11 protein-coding genes and 1 other RNA gene are annotated in these 16,100 nt (G+C 52.7%); 4 read left to right on the top strand and 8 right to left on the bottom strand.

Annotated elements, in window-relative coordinates:
- Positions 1–12 precede the first annotated feature (12 nt).
- Positions 13–804 carry an alpha/beta fold hydrolase gene (locus ACFX4U_RS01055; protein WP_313509851.1) on the top strand — a complete coding sequence of 264 codons (792 nt, stop codon included), beginning with the start codon at positions 13–15 and terminating at the stop codon, positions 802–804.
- Between the two features lie 689 nt (positions 805–1,493).
- On the top strand, positions 1,494–2,192 hold the full coding sequence (locus tag ACFX4U_RS01050) for an EAL domain-containing protein (RefSeq protein WP_313509853.1): 699 nt from the start codon (positions 1,494–1,496) through the stop codon (positions 2,190–2,192).
- 61 nt (positions 2,193–2,253) lie between these two features.
- On the opposite strand, the gene ACFX4U_RS01045 is transcribed toward ACFX4U_RS01050, so the two are convergent.
- From ACFX4U_RS01045 to ACFX4U_RS01030, 4 genes are all read right to left on the bottom strand, one after another.
- The gene (locus tag ACFX4U_RS01045; RefSeq protein ID WP_313509855.1) at positions 2,254–2,604 is read right to left on the bottom strand and encodes a hypothetical protein; all 351 of its coding nucleotides are present in this window, start codon (positions 2,602–2,604) and stop codon (positions 2,254–2,256) included.
- 71 nt (positions 2,605–2,675) lie between these two features.
- A complete protein-coding gene (lpxP, locus tag ACFX4U_RS01040) occupies positions 2,676–3,593 on the bottom strand; it encodes a kdo(2)-lipid IV(A) palmitoleoyltransferase (protein WP_175272412.1) in 918 nt (305 codons plus the stop codon).
- 208 nt (positions 3,594–3,801) lie between these two features.
- Positions 3,802–4,212 carry a 1,4-dihydroxy-2-naphthoyl-CoA hydrolase gene (gene menI / locus ACFX4U_RS01035; RefSeq protein ID WP_160270528.1) on the bottom strand — a complete coding sequence of 137 codons (411 nt, stop codon included), beginning with the start codon at positions 4,210–4,212 and terminating at the stop codon, positions 3,802–3,804.
- Positions 4,209–7,265, bottom strand: coding sequence for an FAD-binding and (Fe-S)-binding domain-containing protein (locus ACFX4U_RS01030; protein ID WP_313509864.1), 3,057 nt, complete (start codon positions 7,263–7,265; stop codon positions 4,209–4,211). The genes menI and ACFX4U_RS01030 overlap by 4 nt, the downstream gene beginning before the upstream one ends.
- Positions 7,266–7,473: 208 nt before the next feature.
- Between ACFX4U_RS01030 and ydiK the strand changes: the two genes are divergently transcribed.
- The gene (ydiK, locus tag ACFX4U_RS01025; protein ID WP_200551801.1) at positions 7,474–8,574 is read left to right on the top strand and encodes an AI-2E family transporter YdiK; all 1,101 of its coding nucleotides are present in this window, start codon (positions 7,474–7,476) and stop codon (positions 8,572–8,574) included.
- 199 nt (positions 8,575–8,773) lie between these two features.
- Positions 8,774–8,881, top strand: an RNA gene (gene rprA / locus ACFX4U_RS01020) — antisense sRNA RprA.
- A 19-nt stretch (positions 8,882–8,900) separates the two neighbouring features.
- Here the strand turns inward: rprA and ACFX4U_RS01015 are convergent.
- The 4 genes from ACFX4U_RS01015 to ppsA form a co-directional block, all read right to left on the bottom strand.
- A complete protein-coding gene (locus ACFX4U_RS01015; RefSeq protein ID WP_305736256.1) occupies positions 8,901–9,107 on the bottom strand; it encodes a hypothetical protein in 207 nt (68 codons plus the stop codon).
- A 587-nt stretch (positions 9,108–9,694) separates the two neighbouring features.
- The gene (locus ACFX4U_RS01010; protein ID WP_313509868.1) at positions 9,695–12,073 is read right to left on the bottom strand and encodes a glycoside hydrolase family 3 N-terminal domain-containing protein; all 2,379 of its coding nucleotides are present in this window, start codon (positions 12,071–12,073) and stop codon (positions 9,695–9,697) included.
- Positions 12,070–13,479: an MFS transporter gene (locus ACFX4U_RS01005; protein WP_313509871.1), complete on the bottom strand. Its 1,410-nt coding sequence runs from the start codon at positions 13,477–13,479 to the stop codon at positions 12,070–12,072. The genes ACFX4U_RS01010 and ACFX4U_RS01005 overlap by 4 nt, the downstream gene beginning before the upstream one ends.
- Positions 13,480–13,696: 217 nt before the next feature.
- Positions 13,697–16,075 carry a phosphoenolpyruvate synthase gene (gene ppsA / locus ACFX4U_RS01000; protein WP_045511496.1) on the bottom strand — a complete coding sequence of 793 codons (2,379 nt, stop codon included), beginning with the start codon at positions 16,073–16,075 and terminating at the stop codon, positions 13,697–13,699.
- Between the last annotated feature and the right edge of the window lie 25 nt (positions 16,076–16,100).

The following is a 16,100-nucleotide window of genomic DNA, read 5'->3' as shown; positions in this document are numbered from 1 at the left end:
AGGAGAGTATTGATGAATGCAAAACCAATGATGTCTTTTTTAGATAGCGGAACGGGTTTTCCCGTGCTGCTGGGCCATAGCTATTTGTTTGATAAAGCGATGTGGTCGCCACAAATTGAAACGCTTAGCCGGCACTTTCGTGTGATCGCACCGGATTTATGGGGGCATGGTGAATCTCCGGCGTTGCCTGCCACGCCCACCTCTCTGGCCGATATTGCCGCCGACCATCTGGCTTTAATGGACTCGCTCGGGATCGATCAATTTGCCGTGGTCGGCTTGTCGGTCGGTGGAATGTGGGGAGCAGAACTCGCTGCCGCCGCACCTGCGCGGGTTAAGGCTGTGATGTTATTTGATACCTTTATTGGCGATGAAACGGATCTGGCGCGTGAGCGCTACTTCGCGATGCTCAACGCCATCGATGCGACCGGCACTATTCCCCCGGCGTTACTCGATTATATCGTCGGTCAATTTTATTCGCAGTTTGCCGCGCCTGAAGATATTCAGCAGCTCACCGCTTATCTGTCCTCGCTCTCTGCAGAGCAGCTTCGCAGCAGTATTGTGCCGCTCGGTAAATTGATTTTCGGCCGACCGGATCGCATGGCTATTCTGGATTCTGTGGCTTGCCCGGCGCATGTGGCAACTGGCGAACTGGATCTACCGCGCCCGCCAGTGGAAGGACGACAGATGGCAGAAGCATTAGGCTGTGAATTCACGCTGATTCCAAATGCGGCGCATATCAGTAACCGGGAGAAGCCTGAATATGTTTCGCAATTGATTGTCGGCTTCCTGAAGCAACATTGTTGATTTGTCAGCACACTGCTAAAACCAGGAAATTAGCCCCCCGGCGATAGCCTGTTGCTAACCCTTTAATTAACCGAACGGGAAACTGGAGCAGACGATACGTTTCCCGTTCGTTCTTTTCTTCCCAACCCGGTTATAGCCGTCATAAAACTGTCATTATATTTTTATGTTCGGCAGTTTATTTTTAAACGCATCTTATATACACCTTCAATACATCTGTTACACATCGATGCCAAAGAAAGTAATAAATGTTCTGGCTTATAAACACGCGCGCATTACCAGCAAACATCTTACTTATGGTTAATATTGTTAATTAATTCGTGCTTTATTATCGTAAGCTAAACTTCATGCAGAAGTTCGTTACGCACATTCGCGGTCAATCATCTTTATCCTTACAAAACAACGACCTAATGCAAACTAAACGCAACGAACATAATCAAAAAGCCAACAGAATATAAATATTAAGAATAATCTTCTTTGGCAATTTATAGATTTAAGCGATCATTTTCATGATAGTAATAGATACAGACTATCAAAATAAGATAATCGATCATTCAAAACAATTTTCAATCGTTATCCGGGCCTGTGTAGAATTGAAAATTGTTCATTAAGAATGTCCTGTTCTTTTGAGTAGGGGCTAAATCAGGAAAATGAAAATTAACACACTGGAAATAAAAGGCAGAAAATTCCTGATGACGGCAGAGTTTCACCCCATCATTAATCTCTCAGGAAAAAACATTCTCCGCTATCAAGCGGTGGCGCAATTTTATAACGCTGAGGATTTTCTCATTCCCGCAGAGCAAACAGCAACGCTGCTCGAAGAAACGGCGGTCAGCAGAAAAGTCACCGATTTTATTTTTGATGTTATTTGTCATGTACTAAAAATGAAGGAAACCATGACGCTTTCCTTCATTTTATCGCCGCAGTTGGTTAATGATATGGATTATCTTACCCAGCTCATTGAACGCTGCCAGCACCATAATATTGCCCCGCAACGTATCGAAATTGAAGTTAGCGATAAAATCACTTATCCACAATTTATCAGTAGGTTACCAGCGTTAAAGAAAGTCAAAGAGTATGGCTTTATGGTTTCACTCGGTAAGTTTGGCCATGGGAATGAACATGCAGAGCGCCTGCAATTGTTTGCATTCAATACCATTAAAATCGACCGTTTCCTTGTTGATGGCATTGCCCGTTACCCGGCAAAACTTTCAACACTGCACCGTTTCATTGGCAGCGTGATACCTGCCGGTACGAACGTGATTTGCGAAGGCGTGGATAGCACCGCCGACCTCGCTCTGCTTAACAGGTATCACTCTGGCGGTATTCAGGGGTACACCTTTTCCCGCCCGCTGACCTTTAAGCAACTCCAGCTACTGGAAGGGTTTTAAACTCGCATACAAGCCGCTGGCGGGGTGATTGGGTGAAAATGCCAGGCTCACAGCGCGTGCACTATTCCTCTGCGTTTTCGCGTGTGCAGATAATTGCTTTATCGTTAATGTGCTTACTGTCCGCGTAAAAGAAGGCTTTTTTACCCGTTTCAATCTGCGTGATGATATGAATAGCCGCCCAGTTGGTATCCTTGTTTTGATCCTGGCTATCGGTATAAATCAGCGAGCGCCCGGAATATTGATCGGAGATCTCATACGGCTTCTCCTGCGGATTCGTGTAATGCCGGCCATTGATAGTGAGCCCATCCGGTTCGACGCTGGCGCGGTATTCATCACACTGCAGCGTGATACCCGCAGCAGATGAATATGCCGATAATAAGGCTAAACAGCCGCCCGCAATAAACTTGACCATAACCATCCCGTATACATTTTGTTGGCAACAGAATAATACAACGCCCCTGAGAAGGGGCGCGTTAACAAAGGTTAGTTATAAAGCGAAGGTTCGCCGACCGGGCGAGTTTTAAAACGCCGGTGGATCCAGAGATACTGCTCCGGTGCGCGCAGGATTTCGCGCTCGATCACTTTGTTCATATAGCTAGCGGCGGCAAACTCATCCTCAACCGGATAGTCATTCAGCGCCTGGCCGATATGCAGCGAATAACCGGAGAAATCCTCTTTGCGCACCATCGTTACCGTCAACATTTTTGCCCCGGAAAGGCGCGATAAAACGTATGTCCCGTTGGTCGTTGCCGCGTTTTGAACACTGAAGAACGGAGCGAAAATACTGCCTTTGCGCCCGTAATCCTGATCCGGCGCAAACCAAACGGCTTCACCTTGTTTCAGCGCATTGACCAGGCCTTTCAGGTTACGGCGATCAATCATCGATTTATTGGAACGCATACGCCCGCGCGTCTGCACCCATTCCATCAGCACATTATTGTGTGGACGATAGGTTGCCATCATTGGCTGGCAAAGCCCCATTACACGCCCACCCAGCTCCAGCGACATAAAATGCACGCCGACCACCATCACGCCACGCTGGCTGGCCTGGGCGGCCTGCAAGTGCTGATAGCCTTCGACGTCAAACCAGCGACGTACACGCTTATCTGACCAAAACCACGCCATGCCGGTTTCAATCAACCCCATGCCCAACGACATAAAGTTTTTCGCAATCAGCCGCTCGCGCAGCTCATCACTCATATGGGGGAAACATAATTCGAGATTACGGCGAGCGATACGCTCGCGACGTTGCAGGAATCGACGCGATTGCCGACCCAGCCCCGCGCCAAGGCGGGCAAGAACAGGATAAGGAAGTTGAACGAGCAGCCAGAGCAAACCTAATCCGGCCCATGTCACCCAATGGCGTGGGTGTAAAAATGCAAGCTTGAACGATGTCATCATTGTTACCTAAAAGCCTCTATTCAGTAGCGCTTAAAGAGACAATGAATCACTTCATCAGGTCATTACGCGTTACAGCCACTCGCTTCGGTTGCAGACAACCGGGCGGTACATCCAGTGCCGGACAATATAGCACGAAGAGCTAAAATCTAATGCTCAGAATAATGAATAAAAAATGAAGATTTTTCGGCGGTTACACCGCCGAAAATGATTAGACAACAGCCGTGGTCAGCCGTGATGAACAGCAAAGGCGGGATTGTTCGTCATAAATATCGATTTGCCAGACCTGATGCCGCCCACCCGTATGCAACGCCCGGCAAACACCGCGCACGCGCCCGCTGCGCACCGAGCGCAAGTGGTTGGCGTTAACCTCCAGTCCCACCACTTTCTGCTCCCCTTCCGTACACAAATAGCCGGCAACAGAGCCGAGCGTTTCCGCCAGCACCACCGACGCGCCACCGTGTAGCAGGCCAAACGGCTGATGAGTTCGTTGGTCTACCGGCATACTCGCCTCCAGCGCATCGTCACTGATGCGCTCAAAGCGAATATCCAGCAGCCCCACCATATTGCCATCACCCATTGCATTAAGGGCTTCCAGCGTAACCGCACGTTTCCAGATCATCCCAAAATCTCCAGTAATGCCTGTAATGGATGGCGCACGCCATTCCCTTCGATTCGTTTAACCTGGCTGCGACAAGAGTAGCCGGTCGCCAGACAGCGATTACGCGGCAAACGCTGCATCGCCTGATGCCAGGAAAGCTCATAAATCCCCAGCGAGCTGGCATGGTTCTTCACTTCATGACCATAGGTTCCGGCCATACCGCAACAACCAACGCTGACATTTTCCAGTACCGCGCCGAAACGCGCAAAAATCGACGCCCATTGCCCCGTAGCACCCGGCAACGCAGTCACTTCTGTGCAGTGGCCAAACAGATACCATGGCTCGCCGCTGGGCGTTCGCTCACCGACATTATCCAGCGCTGCTGGCAGCCATTCATGCACCAGTTGCACATGAAATTCTCCACGCTTATCACCCAACGCCAGCTTGTACTCGTCGCGGTAGCAGAGCACCAAAGCCGGGTCGACACCGACCATCGGCATGCCCAGTTGCGCCACGCGATTAAGGAAATCTGCGGTTTTTTGCGCCGTTTTGGCAAAGCGATTCAGGAAACCTTTAATGTGTTGCGCCTTGCCATTTGGCGAGAAAGGCAACACTACCGGCTCGAAGCCAAGCCGTTCGACCAGACGAACAAAATCGGCCACCACTTGCGCATCGTAATAGCTGGTGAACGGATCCTGCACCACCAGCACAGTTTTCGCTTTCTGCGCGGCGTTGAGTTGTTCAAGCTGCTCAAGCGTCATGTTCGCCGTGCGATGCCCGACCATCTGACGCTGCAATGACGGCACAGACAACAACGGTAAATCCACCATGCCGATATGCTTTGCGGAAAGGGAGCGCACCCACGGCTGGCTCATAAAAAAGTTAAATGTTTTCGGCGCGCGCGCCATTAATGGCGCATAGCTCTCGACCGTGGCGACCAGATGGTCGCGCACCGGGCGCAGATAACGGCTGTGATAGAGCTGCAGAAAGCGTGACCGGAATTCCGGCACATCAATCTTGATCGGGCACTGCGTTGAGCAAGCTTTACAGGCCAGGCAGCCGGACATCGCCTCTTTGACTTCATGCGAGAAATCATACTCGCCGCGACGTGCATGCCAACTATTGCGCGTACGCTCGATTAATGTGCGTAAACTGGCCCGCTTTTCCGGCAACTCTTTTTCCAGCTTCACCGGATCGATGCCACGATCTGCCAGCAATCGCAGCCATTCGCGCACCAGCGTTGCCCGCCCTTTTGGCGAATGAATACGGTTCGCCGAGATTTTCATCGACGGACACATCGGGCTTTTCACATCGAAGTTAAAGCACAAGCCGTTACCGTTACACTCCATCGCGCCGCGCCATGATGAACGGACGGCGATAGGAATTTGCCGGTCAAACGTACCGCGTTTAACGTCATCCACCTTCTTCATCGGCGCATCAAGGCCTTCAGGAGGGCAGATTTTACCGGGGTTCAGACGGTTTTCCGGATCGAACGCCGCTTTGATTTTGCGTAACTCGCCATACAGCTGCTCGCCAAAAAAAGCCGGACTATATTCGGCACGGAAACCTTTCCCGTGCTCACCCCACAGCAAACCGCCATATTTCGCCGTCAACGCCACCACATCATCGGAAATGGATTTCATCAGCACTTCTTGCTGCGGATCGGACATATCCAGCGCAGGTCGCACGTGCAGCACCCCGGCATCGACATGTCCAAACATGCCGTAGCTCAGGCCGTGTCCATCAAGCAGCGCACGGAATTCAACGATGTAGTCCGCCAGATGTTCCGGCGGCACGCAGGTATCTTCCGCGAAGGGAATCGGCTTGGCTGCGCCTTTCGCGTTCCCTAATAACCCCACCGCTTTTTTACGCATAGCGTAAATGCGCTCAATGCCCGTCAGATCCTCGCACAATTGCCAGCCAATCACGCCACCTTCACCATTGGCCATCAACGTATCGAGGCGCCGGCACAGCGACTGCACTTGCGCATCAATCAGCAGCTGATCGTCACCGGCAAACTCAACAATATTCAGCCCAAGCAAGTTTTTATCCGGTACATCGGTAATCAACTCTTTCACCGAGTGCCAGACAATGTCTTCCCGCGCCAGGTTAAGCACTTTCGAATCCACGGTTTCGACGGAGAGCGCCCGCGCGTCCACCATAAACGGCGCATTGCGCAGCGCGGAATCAAACGAATCATATTTTACGTTCACCAGACGGCGAACTTTTGGCAGCGGCGTGATATCAAGGCGCGCTTCGGTAATAAATGCCAGCGTCCCTTCTGAGCCGGTCAGAATGCGGGTTAAATCAAATTCGGTCATCTCGTCATTGAACACATGACGCAAATCGTAACCGGTGAGAAAACGGTTCAGTTTGGGAAAGTTATCCAGAATCAACTGGCGATTATCACGACAGCGCTCCAGCACGGTTTTATAAATTCGCCCGATAGCGGTGCTGGCGTTACCCAGCGTTTCTGCCAGCGCCACCGGCATCGCCTGCGTATCGAGGATATCGCCACCCAATAACACAGCGCGGACACCGAGCACATGGTCGGAGGTTTTCCCGTACACCAGAGAACCCTGCCCGGAGGCGTCGGTGTTGATCATTCCTCCCAGCGTCGCACGATTGCTGGTCGACAGCTCTGGCGCGAAGAAGAAGCCATAAGGTTTCAAATACTGGTTGAGCTGATCTTTAATAACGCCCGCCTCAACGCGCACCCACCCCTCTTCGGGGTTAATTTCCATAATGCGGTTCATATAGCGGGACATATCAACGATGATGCCCTGGTTCAGCGCCTGACCATTGGTGCCGGTACCGCCGCCGCGCGGAGTAAAGACCAGCGTGCGAAAACGCGGCTCGGCAGCGAGGCGTGTGATCAAGGCAACGTCGGACGTTGAACGAGGGAAAACGACGGCATCGGGTAATAGCTGGTAAATACTGTTGTCTGTCGCCATCGTTAGCCTGTCGGCATAGCTGGTGGCGGTATCACCGGTAAAACCTTGTTGCTCCAAAGCCTGCAAAAAATTCAGCACCAGTTGAACGACGCCCGGTGCCTGGGAAATCTGTGGGATCATTATGCTTGACCCTGCCTGACTGTTAGTGTTGTGAATAGTTAATCGTTTGCTTTAAGCATTCATCGTTGTATCACATTTTTTTCTTATGCGCCCATGAGAATTACAGGCAGAATCGGACTGTCCAAAACTGCTGAAATCATTAATCATTATCACTGGTGATTTCCAGAAACACCGAATTTTCAGCCACTCAATAAGGTGAGTAAATCGTATGGTTGATCTACGTCAGTCCAGGGATGTACCGCAAATCATGCTGTCGGTACTGTTTTTAGCAATCATGATTATCGCCTGTCTGTGGGTCGTCCAGCCCTTCATCCTCGGTTTTGCCTGGGCCGGGACGGTGGTGATCGCCACCTGGCCACTGCTGGTGCGCCTGCAACGCGTGCTGTTTGGCCGCCGATCGCTGGCGGTGTTAGTGATGATGCTGCTGTTAATCCTGCTGTTTATTATTCCGGTCGCGCTACTGGTTAATAGCCTGGTGGACTCCAGCGGCCCGGTGATCCATGCCATCAGTACCGGCGCCATGTCACCGCCGGATTTAGCCTGGCTAAACAGCGTTCCTTTCGTTGGTGAGAAGCTCTACGCGGGCTGGCACAGCCTGCTGGATATGGGCGGCAGCGCTATTATGGCCAAACTGCGTCCGTATGTAGGCGCGACCACCACCTGGTTTGTCGGCCAGGCCGCGCATATCGGACGCTTTATGCTGCACTGCGGCCTGATGTTGCTGTTCAGTGCCCTGCTCTACTGGCGCGGTGAGCAAGTTGCCAGAGGGATCCGCCATTTCGCCATTCGCCTTGCCGGAAAACGTGGCGATGCCGCCGTGCTGCTGGCAGGCCAGGCGATCCGTGCCGTAGCGCTGGGCGTGGTGGTCACCGCGCTGGTGCAAGCCGTGCTTGGCGGCGTTGGCCTGGCCATTTCCGGCGTGCCTTACGCCACGTTGTTTACCGTGGTCATGCTGATGACCTGTCTGGTGCAGCTCGGGCCGTTACTGGTGCTGGTTCCGGCCATTATCTGGCTGTACTGGAGCGGAGATTCCACCTGGGGCACTGTACTGCTGGTCTGGAGCTGCGTTGTCGCCACGCTGGATAACTTTATCCGCCCGGTACTGATCCGCATGGGCGCTGATTTACCGCTGATCCTTATTCTTTCGGGGGTCATTGGCGGACTGGTCGCTTTCGGCATGATTGGGCTGTTTATAGGCCCGGTATTACTGGCGGTCTCCTGGCGGCTATTCTCCGCGTGGGTGAATGAAGCGCCCGAACCGGCGGCGACAGATAATGCATTAAGCGAAGTCGACAATGAATGTAGATAACCTTTCCTGAAAATAATTAAGGCGGGGTAGCCCGCCTTAATTATTATTAAGCACTACTTATCATTTCAAACGCAAAACTCCATTCAGATCCCTCTGAAAGCGAAATAATGAGCGGTTTAACCCATATATTCTTCACGTCCGTTTAACTAATGAGACGAATCTGATCGACGCAAAAAATCGACATGCCTACTATTAGCTCACGGTTATAAATCAACACCTTGATTTATAAGCATGGAAATCCCCTGAGTGAAACAACGAATTGCTGTGTGTAGTCTTTGCCCATCTCCCACGATGGGCTTTTTTTTCGCCGCTTTCCGTTCAGGCACTTATTTGCCGGATGCAGACGCGCTCCCCTTGCTGCTCACCGCGCAGGCACCATTATCAATAGCCGCACCAATCGGTAGATAATCGAATGCTAAATGCATCGTGCTCACATCGTGTCCGTCACAGGCACGAATATGATCGTTATAAGACGCGCAGCCATTAAGAGTCGCGCACGCCAGCACGATAAACATGAATAAAAAACGTTTCATTTGAATAACCTCACGACTATTGCAGGCAAATAAAAGATATATGCCTTCTGCTACAGCGAAATAAAAACTGCAATAGTTAATAAATTAAAACGACGAAAAAACAATTAACATAAATCCGCTTACGTATTTACCTGTGCCAGCTGCTGATAAGGTGATGCTGAGACAGCACGTGATCAACGACGTTACGTAACCGGCCCTGTAGTGCCCTATAAATCCTGCGTTCGCCAGCGTAGTTCACCCACTGGATACCGCCGGGTTCAACTTCGACAAACCCCGTCACGCCATTACAAATAAAATGAACATAATGGCGCTCAGCTATTTTTCCCATTACGAAAAACCTCAATAGAATTGTTTCTGCAAGCGCAGAAGCAAATAGAAAACCACGAACAGATAAGTCACTGGAGAGAATTATATGCAGGGTAATTATCAATACAATAAATATATACCAGGAGCAGGCACGAATAGCTTACGATCACACAAATACCTTATTTAATTGTAAGCCATGAAGTGTGGTTGTTATTTCAGCAGGGTTATTGTTGCTCGTTTGTGCAAAAAAATAGCCCATCGTTCGACGGGCTACGATTTTATCACTGGCGGACTTCGCACTGACTCATCATTTTCCAGGCGGTGGGAAGTTCGCGGATCTCGCCGTAAACATTCACCGTAAGCGTTGCGCGGATATCTGCCGATGAGGCACCGATTTGCAACTCAAACTCACCCGGTTCGACAATGCGTTGCCCGTCACGGCGCGTAAAGCTGAGCATATCTACCGGCACGATGAACGTCAGCGTCGCCGTTTCACCCGGTGACAATGCCACGCGCTGGAACGCTTTTAGCTCCTGCACCGGACGCACCATCGACGCCACCTTATCCCGGACATACAGCTGCACCACTTCGCTTCCGCTGCGCTCGCCGGTATTTTTTACCTGTACCTGTACCTGTACGTGAATATCGCCATCGATCGCCACATCAGGCGTAAGCAGCACCGGGTTCACATACTCGAACTGCGTCCAGCTCTTTCCGTAGCCAAAGGGGTAAAGGGCGCCAAAATGGAAGGCAAACGGTGTACCACCGCTTTTCAGCTTGTGGTTGTAATAATAGGGCATGGCACCGGCGCTTTTCGGCACGCTGACGACCAGACGCCCCTGCGGCTCTGCCCGTCCGGTCAATACATCGGCAATCGCCTGGCCGCCCTCCTGCCCCGGCGCCCACGCCATCAACCATGCGGCAACGCGCGACTCCAGCCCTTGCAGGTTATACGGACGTCCGCCGGTCATGACCACCACGACCGGTTTCCCCGTTGCCACTAACGCTTCAAGCAATTGTTGTTGCACACCCGGCAACGTCAGGCTATCCGTATCAGAACCTTCCCCCACCGTGCCGCTCTGGAACAGCCCGGCAAGATCGCCCACACAGGCAATAATCACCTCGCTTTCTTGCGCCACGCTCACCGCGTGCGGGATCAGACTCACATCCATGGAAACCGGTGACTGCTGCATCGGTTTACCCGACGCGTCCCCAGGGAAAACGGGGGCACCAGCCATACGTTTTTCAATAATATGGCAACCTTTGGCATAGCGGACGTTCCCCTCGCCCAGCGTCTGGCGCAGCGCCGCAAGCGGCGTGGTGACCTGCGTGGTTTCTTCCAGCATATCGCTAATGATCAAATGCACCGGGAAACTGTAGCCGCTGAGCAAAGCCAGCGGATCGTCAGCGGTCGGGCCAATTACTGCCACTTTCGGCGAGCCGCTCAATGGCAAAATGCCGTTATTTTCCAGCATCGTCATTGAGCGCGTGGCGACCTCGCGCGCTACCTGCCGTGTCTCAGCAGACTGCAGGTCGATACCCTGTTCATCGGTATAAGGTTGTTCGAACAAACCAAGACGAAATTTTACTGCCAGTACGCGGGCGACAATTTCGTCCACTTTTGCCATGGAAATAAGGCCGCGCTCAACGGCCTCTGCCAGATGGCGCGCACAGTCATCTTTTGGCAACTCAACATCCAGCCCGGCATTAAACGAGAGCGCAGCGGATTCTGCAGCATCGTGAGTCACGCCGTGATGCTGATGCAACAGGCTGACGCCGCCGTAATCGGCCACAATAATGCCTTCGAAGCCCCACTGTTCACGCAGCAGGGTGGTGAGCAAGAAATGGTCACTGTGTCCCGGCTGATTATCAATGTCGTGATAAGCCGGCATCACCGATCCCGCTTTCGCCAGCTTCACAGCCATCTCGAACGGCAGCAAGAAGGTGTCGTTCAGCTCGCAAAAGCCGAGGTGTACCGGAGCATGGTTACGTGCGCCTTCACTAAACGAGTGGCCAACATAGTGTTTGAGCGTCGCCAGCATATCGCCCTTTTCACCCTGCAAACCGTTCACGTACGCGCAAGCCATCACTCCCACCAGCCACGGATCTTCGCCAAATGTCTCTTCCGTGCGCCCCCAGCGCACATCGCGCGAGACATCCAGCACCGGAGCCAGCCCCTGCTTGCAGCCGGTTGATCGCGCTTCCAGCCCAATATGATGGGCGGCGCGTTGCACGAGTTGCGGATCCCAGGTGGAACCGTAATTCAGCGAGGAGGGAAATAACGTCGCGTCTTTACACAATAAACCAACCAGGCACTCTTCATGGAACAGCGCCGGAATGCCCAACCGCGTCTCTTCCACTAACGTTTTTTGCAGCCGATTCGCCGCGCGCACGCCGCTTTTTGCCTCCACAATATGCGTGCCCAGCGGACGGGTTATTTGCCCGACGCCCAGTTTAAGCCGCTGCGCCAGCGCTGCCTGCGCGCTGACACCAGCAAACTCATCGCTGAGATCGGTGCGCTCGCGATGCTCACCCTCTTCTGAAAGCACCAGCCACAGAGCATGCATTTGCGCGAATTTCTCTTCCGGCGTCATCCGCGCCAGTAAATCCGCAACGCGTTCGGCCACGGGACGGTTTGCGTCCTGGTAGATAGCAGTCATCGGGTCACTCCTGTGTTGTTGAAATCCGGGGCGGTTTGCGGTGCCGTGTCGCTTTCGCTGTCACCGCGTTTACGTATCAGATCTTGCGCGATACTGTCGGCAACCTGGCTATTCAGTTTGTAGCGGGTCAGCAGCAGCACCATGCAGATAAACAGCAGGCAGGGGATCAGCGTAAACAGCGCGTTAATGGTCGTCAGCACCGTCGCACTCTGGGCTGCCTGGTTCGGCGCATAGTCCACTGCGCCAAGCACCCAACCCACAACAGCGCCGCCGAGCGCCAGGCCAAATTTAATGGCGAATAACGCGGTAGAGAACACCAGTCCGTCGAGACGACGCCCGCTGCGGTGCTCTTCGTAATCCACCACGTCAGAGAACATGGTCCATTGCAGTGGCGTGGTCAGGTTCTGAATAAAGCTGAAAACGATATTGAGGCCAAAAATAAGCCACACTTGCGTAGGCGGGATAATAAAAATAAGCGCAGCGAAAACGACGAACGTAATAATTGTCCACTGGTAGGCGCGCACCCGGTCAAATTTCCCTAACAACCGTGCCGATAATAGCGCTCCGCTTAGGGCAGCGATCATGCCAGAAACAATAAAGGTAAACACCATATCCGGGCGCTGTAATACGTATTTGACGTAATACATCGTGGCGGAACCTCGCGTTACAACCGCGGTTAACAGCAAAATATTAAACACAAAGACAATGCGCCACTGCGTATTTCCCGCCAGCAATTTGAGATCGCTGAGCAGCGAACCGGTGCTGTCATTGCGCGGCGTAAAACGTTCGCGCGTCATAAAGAAGCAGCCAAAGAACAGAAAAATACCCAATACGCCCATCATACTCATGGCGTAGAAATACCCTTTTTGATCGTTACCGGCCCCCAGATGCGCCACCAGCGGCAGAGCAATAACGGTCACGATCAGGCCGCCGATAAACGATAAACCAAAGCGCCAGGACTGCAGCGAATGGCGCTCGTGCGGGTCCATCGTCAGCGCGCCGGGCATTGCGCAGTAAGGTACGTTAATCGCAGAGTAGATAAAGCTAAGGATGGCGTAAGTGACGCAGGCATAGAGGATTTTTGCCGTTGCCCCGGCATCCGGGACATAAAAGGTTATAATGCAGCTCACACCGAACGGTATTGCAAACCACAGCAGCCAGGGGCGAAAGCGCCCGTGTCGCGTTTGCGTGCGATCCACCAGTGCGCCGATACACGGATCGACAAAAGCATCCACCGCGCGTACGACCAAAAACATGGTTCCCATTATTGCGGCAGGCAACCCAAACACATCCGTATAGAAATAAGCGAGAAACAGCGTTGCGGTTTGCCAGACCAGGGCGCTTGCCATATCGCCCAGACCGTAACCTATTTTGTCTTTTGTACTCAGGACAGAGGAGATTGTCATTTTTATTAGCCTTGTGAGGTCAAAAAATATTTCAACATGGCGCGACAGATTAACGTCACGCTGCTCACTACAGGCTCAAGTATTGGAAGAAGGCTACGAGGGGACAATTGCAATAATTGCCAGGCTTTTTACGTTTTTTAGTAATTGTGATCGCCGCCGAGTTCGCGGCTGAAATAAAAAAATCCCCGACATTATGCCGGGGATTTTACTTTCGCCTTTATTTTTTCAGTTCGGCGAGGCTTAGCCAGGTCTGCACAACGGTGTCCGGATTGAGCGAGAGACTATCAATGCCCTCATCCATCAACCAGGCGGCAAAGTCTTCGTGATCCGAAGGTCCCTGTCCGCAGATACCGACATATTTGCCCTGCTTTTTCGCCGCACGGATCGCCATGGAAAGCAGCGCTTTCACCGCGTCGTTACGTTCGTCGAACAATTCAGAGACCACGCCGGAATCGCGATCTAGGCCCAGCGCCAGTTGAGTCATGTCGTTGGAGCCGATAGAGAAACCATCGAAATATTCGAGGAACTGCTCCGCCAGCAGCGCGTTGGACGGGATTTCGCACATCATGATGATTTTCAGCCCGTTCTCACCGCGTTTCAGCCCCTGACGCGCCAGCTCATCAACCACCGCTTTTGCCTGTTCAACGGTACGCACAAACGGAACCATGATTTCCACGTTGGTCAGTCCCATATCGTTACGCACGCGTTTTACCGCTTCGCATTCAAGCGCAAAGCAATCGCGGAAGCTGTCAGCAACATAACGGCCTGCGCCGCGGAAACCGAGCATCGGGTTCTCTTCTTCCGGCTCGTAACGCTCACCACCAACCAGATTCGCGTATTCGTTCGATTTAAAGTCGGACAGACGCACAATCACGCGTTTTGGCCAGAATGCCGCGCCCAGTGTCGAAATGCCTTCCGTCAGACGACCGACATAAAACTCAACCGGCGAATCGAAGCCTTTCATCATTTCGCGGATTTCGTTTTGTAATTTCGCGTCCTGGTCATCAAACTCCAGCAGCGCACGCGGATGCACACCGATCATGCGGTTGATGATGAACTCCAGACGCGCAAGGCCTACGCCTTCGTTTGGCAGGCAAGCAAAATCGAACGCGCGATCCGGGTTGCCGACGTTCATCATGATCTTCAGCGGCAGATCCGGCATGGTGTCTACGCTTGAACTTTTTACGCTGAAATCCAGCAGATCGGCATACACATAACCGGTATCGCCTTCAGCGCAGGAGACGGTGACTTTCTCACCGGTTTTAATGCGTTCGGTCGCATCGCCGCAGCCCACCACAGCCGGAATACCTAACTCACGCGCAATGATCGCCGCGTGGCAGGTACGACCGCCGCGGTTGGTGACAATGGCCGCCGCTTTTTTCATGATCGGTTCCCAGTCCGGGTCGGTCATGTCGGTCACCAGCACATCACCCGGCTCGATCAGGTTCATCTCACTGATATCGTGGATCACTTTTACCGTGCCTGCGCCAATGCGATGCCCAATGGCACGGCCTTCAGAGATAATGCGCCCCTGGGCATGCAGCGTGTAACGCTCCATCACCTGGCCACGCGAGCGCACGGTTTCCGGACGCGCCTGTACGATAAACAATTTGCCGGTATGACCGTCTTTCGCCCATTCAATATCCATTGGACGGCCATAATGTTTCTCGATTTGCACCGCCTGCTTCGCCAGCGCTTGTACTTCGTCGTCGGTCAGAGAGAAACGGTCACGCTCGGCCTGCGGAACATCTTCAATCTGCACCTGCTTGCCATGCTCTTGCGTCGGTGCATAGATCATGCGGATTTTCTTCGACCCCATGGTGCGACGCACAATCGCTGGACGATTGGCCGCAAGCGTTGGCTTATGTACGTAGAACTCATCAGGGTTAACGGCGCCCTGCACCACCATTTCGCCCAGCCCCCAGGCAGAGGTGATAAACACCACCTGATCAAAACCGGATTCCGTATCAATGGTGAACATCACGCCAGAAGATCCGATATCCGAACGCACCATGCGCTGCACACCAGCAGAAAGCGCGACGCCGCGATGATCGTAGCCCTGATGTACGCGATAGGAGATAGCGCGATCGTTAAATAACGAGGCAAACACATGCTTCACCGCCACCAGCACGGCGTCATACCCTTGCACGTTGAGGAAGGTTTCCTGCTGACCGGCAAACGAGGCATCCGGCATATCTTCTGCTGTCGCAGAAGAACGCACCGCGAAAGAGGCTTCGGCGTCGTCTTCGGAGAGTTTGGCGTAGGCTTCGTGGACGGCTTTTTCCAGCTCAGGCGGGAACGGCGTGTCGACAATCCACTGGCGGATCTGCGCACCGGCTTTTGCCAGTTCGGAAACATCATCGATGTCGGTTTTATCCAGTAATTCGTAAATGCGCTGATTTAGCCCGCTTTGTTCCAGAAACTGGTTAAACGCATCGGCCGTGGTCGCAAACCCATTCGGTACGGAAACCCCCATACCGGACAGATTAGTAATCATTTCACCAAGGGAGGCATTTTTGCCCCCAACTCTGTCTACATCATTCATGCCGAGTTGGTCATACCAAAGCACCAGCGGAGACGAGCCATTGTTGGACATCGAAACAATCCTTTTGTGATATATG

Origin of the sequence: Kosakonia sp. YIM B13588 (assembly GCF_042788165.1) — a bacterium.
GTDB lineage: Bacteria > Pseudomonadota > Gammaproteobacteria > Enterobacterales > Enterobacteriaceae > Kosakonia > Kosakonia sacchari.
The sequence above is the reverse complement of the archived record's forward strand: the minus strand, read 5'-3'. Positions and strand labels throughout refer to the sequence as shown.

Bases quoted from the DNA above. Each gene is read 5' to 3' on its own strand.
- ACFX4U_RS01055 (WP_313509851.1), top strand. From the start codon at position 13: ATGAATGCAAAACCAATGATGTCTTTTTTAGATAGCGGAACGGGTTTT.
- ACFX4U_RS01050 (WP_313509853.1), top strand. From the start codon at position 1,494: ATGACGGCAGAGTTTCACCCCATCATTAATCTCTCAGGAAAAAACATT.
- ACFX4U_RS01045 (WP_313509855.1), bottom strand. From the start codon at position 2,604: ATGGTCAAGTTTATTGCGGGCGGCTGTTTAGCCTTATTATCGGCATAT.
- lpxP (WP_175272412.1), bottom strand. From the start codon at position 3,593: ATGATGACATCGTTCAAGCTTGCATTTTTACACCCACGCCATTGGGTG.
- menI (WP_160270528.1), bottom strand. From the start codon at position 4,212: ATGATCTGGAAACGTGCGGTTACGCTGGAAGCCCTTAATGCAATGGGT.
- ACFX4U_RS01030 (WP_313509864.1), bottom strand. From the start codon at position 7,265: ATGATCCCACAGATTTCCCAGGCACCGGGCGTCGTTCAACTGGTGCTG.
- ydiK (WP_200551801.1), top strand. From the start codon at position 7,474: ATGGTTGATCTACGTCAGTCCAGGGATGTACCGCAAATCATGCTGTCG.
- ACFX4U_RS01015 (WP_305736256.1), bottom strand. From the start codon at position 9,107: ATGAAACGTTTTTTATTCATGTTTATCGTGCTGGCGTGCGCGACTCTT.
- ACFX4U_RS01010 (WP_313509868.1), bottom strand. From the start codon at position 12,073: ATGACTGCTATCTACCAGGACGCAAACCGTCCCGTGGCCGAACGCGTT.
- ACFX4U_RS01005 (WP_313509871.1), bottom strand. From the start codon at position 13,479: ATGACAATCTCCTCTGTCCTGAGTACAAAAGACAAAATAGGTTACGGT.
- ppsA (WP_045511496.1), bottom strand. From the start codon at position 16,075: ATGTCCAACAATGGCTCGTCTCCGCTGGTGCTTTGGTATGACCAACTC.